Raw genomic sequence first — 2,218 nt, forward strand, 5'->3', positions numbered from 1 at the left:
ATCTTGTTGAGCCTGGTCAAGCTGTCGATTCCGCAGCTGTTCCTGGTGGTGTCGCTGCTGAACATCGGCGTCAACGCCTACATCTTCAAAATCGTCCCTGAATTCAGCATGCGCTTCATGATCTGGCTGCTCAGCCACTCCATGTACCGAGTGGAACATCGCCATCTTGATCGGATACCCGATGAAGGTGCGGCGTTGCTGGTGTGCAACCACGTGTCCTTTGTCGATGCGCTGCTGATCGGCGGTGCGGTACGTCGGCCGATTCGCTTTGTGATGTACTACAAAATCTACAATCTGCCGGTACTGAACTTTATCTTTCGCACGGCCGGGACGATTCCGATCGCGGGGCGTCAGGAAGACATTCAAATCTACGAAAGAGCCTTCAAGCGGATTGCGCAGTATCTGAAGGACGGCGAGCTGGTGTGCATCTTCCCGGAAGGAAAGTTGACGGCTGACGGAGAGATAAACGAATTCAAGGGCGGGGTGACGCGGATTCTTGAAGAGACACCGGTGCCGGTGATTCCGCTGGCGCTGCAGGGGTTGTGGGGGAGTTTCTTCAGTCGCGATCCGGACAAGGGACTGTTTCGCCGGTTTTGGTCGCGGGTGACGTTGGTGGCGGGGCCAGCGGTGGCGGTTGAGGCTGCTGAGCCGGCGACATTGCAAGCGATGGTTGGCGAATTGCGCGGCACAGTTAGATAGTTGGTGAATGTGCAGGCCTCTTCGCCGGCAAGCCGGTCTCGCTCCCACATTTGATCGCATTCCATCTGGAGGAACTCGATCGAGTGTGGAGCGAGCCTGCTCGCGAAAGCGGTTGTGGTCTAAGCGCTGACTTTGAGTCCGATCAACCCGGCAATAATCAACGCCACACTGGCCAACCGAAACAGCGCCATCGATTCACCAAACAGTATGATCCCGGCTATCACCGTGCCGACCGCACCCACGCCCGTCCAGATCGCATAGGCTGTGCCCAGCGGTAATTCCTTCATCGCAAGGCCCAGCAAACCAAGGCTGACGGCCATGGCCGCAATGGTCAGCGCGGTGGGCAGAGGGCGGCTGAAACCGTCGGTGTATTTCAGGCCAACGGCCCAGCCGACTTCGAACAGGCCAGCGAAAAACAGGATGATCCAGGACATGAAAGACCTCCATCGATTGACGGGGTCGTCCCCAGATTAATGACTCGATCGAGCCGCGAGGTCGTCCTCGCGTTGCGCCATAGAGTGCCCATCATTAACCTGGGGATCAAGTTTTCGGCTTATTCGGTTGCCTGCCGTGCAGCGATTTCACGGTCTTCTTTCTCGCTCATTCGACGGAAATAGGTCGAGAGCAGCGCCCCGGAAATGTTGTGCCACACACTGAACAAAGCACTCGGCACCGCAGCCAGCGGCGAGAAATGTGCACTGGCCAGCGCGGCGCCCAGCCCGGAGTTTTGCATGCCGACTTCCAGCGCAAGCGATTTGCGTTGGGCCAATGGCAGCTTGAACAGTCGCCCGGTGAAGTAGCCCAGCAGATACCCGAAGCTGTTGTGCAGCATCACCACCGCCATGATCAGCAGGCCGGACTCGGCAATCTTCGCCTGGCTGGCGGCTACCACGGCGGTGACGATGATCACGATGCTCACCACCGAGATCAGCGGCAACACTTCCACCGCGTGGCGAACCTTGGCGCCCAGTACACGTTGAGCCACAACGCCGAGGATGATCGGCAACAGCACCACTTGCAGAATCGACCAGAACAGCTCCATGAAGGACACCGGCAACCAGGCCGACGCCAGCAGCCAGATCAGCGCCGGGGTCAGCAACGGGGCGAGGAGGGTGGTGACGGCGGCAATGGCCACCGACAGCGCCAAATCGCCGCGCGCCAGCCAGGTCATCACATTCGAGGAGGTGCCGCTTGGGCAGCAACCGACCAGAATCACGCCGACCGCGATTTCTGGTGGCAGGTGAAACGCCTGGCAGAGTAACCACGCCACTCCGGGCATGATCACAAAATGCGCTACCACGCCCAAGGCCACGCGCCATGGATGGCGGGCGACTTCGGCGAAGTCTTCAAGTTTGAGAGTCAGCCCCATACCGAACATCACCAGACCCAGCAATGGCACGATCGCGCCTTTGAGGCCGATGAACCACGCCGGTTGCAGGAAGGCCACGACCGCGAAAATCAGAACCCAGTAAGCGAAGGTGTTGCCGACAAAACGACTCAATGCAGCCAGTGCGCGCAT

Annotated in this window: 3 protein-coding genes; 1 reads left to right on the forward strand and 2 read right to left on the reverse strand. The window is 59.1% G+C overall.

Annotation, left to right across the window (positions count from 1 at the left end):
* A partial coding sequence (locus tag AC1DRJ_RS25130) for a 1-acyl-sn-glycerol-3-phosphate acyltransferase (protein WP_477804539.1) occupies nt 1–699 on the forward strand: 699 nt, incomplete at its 5' end.
* 119 nt (nt 700–818) lie between these two features.
* Here AC1DRJ_RS25130 and sugE read toward each other — a convergent pair.
* The gene (gene sugE, locus AC1DRJ_RS25135) at nt 819–1,133 is read right to left on the reverse strand and encodes a quaternary ammonium compound efflux SMR transporter SugE (protein WP_048400936.1); all 315 of its coding nucleotides are present in this window, start codon (nt 1,131–1,133) and stop codon (nt 819–821) included.
* A 119-nt stretch (nt 1,134–1,252) separates the two neighbouring features.
* A complete protein-coding gene (locus tag AC1DRJ_RS25140; RefSeq protein WP_140667225.1) occupies nt 1,253–2,218 on the reverse strand; it encodes a bile acid:sodium symporter family protein in 966 nt (321 codons plus the stop codon).

The organism is Pseudomonas sp. P5_B2 (assembly GCF_056400445.1).

Excerpts from the sequence above, each read along its gene's own strand:
- AC1DRJ_RS25140 (WP_140667225.1), bottom strand. The coding sequence starts at position 2,218 with ATGCGCGCACTGGCTGCATTGAGTCGTTTTGTCGGCAACACCTTCGCT.
- sugE (WP_048400936.1), bottom strand. The coding sequence starts at position 1,133 with ATGTCCTGGATCATCCTGTTTTTCGCTGGCCTGTTCGAAGTCGGCTGG.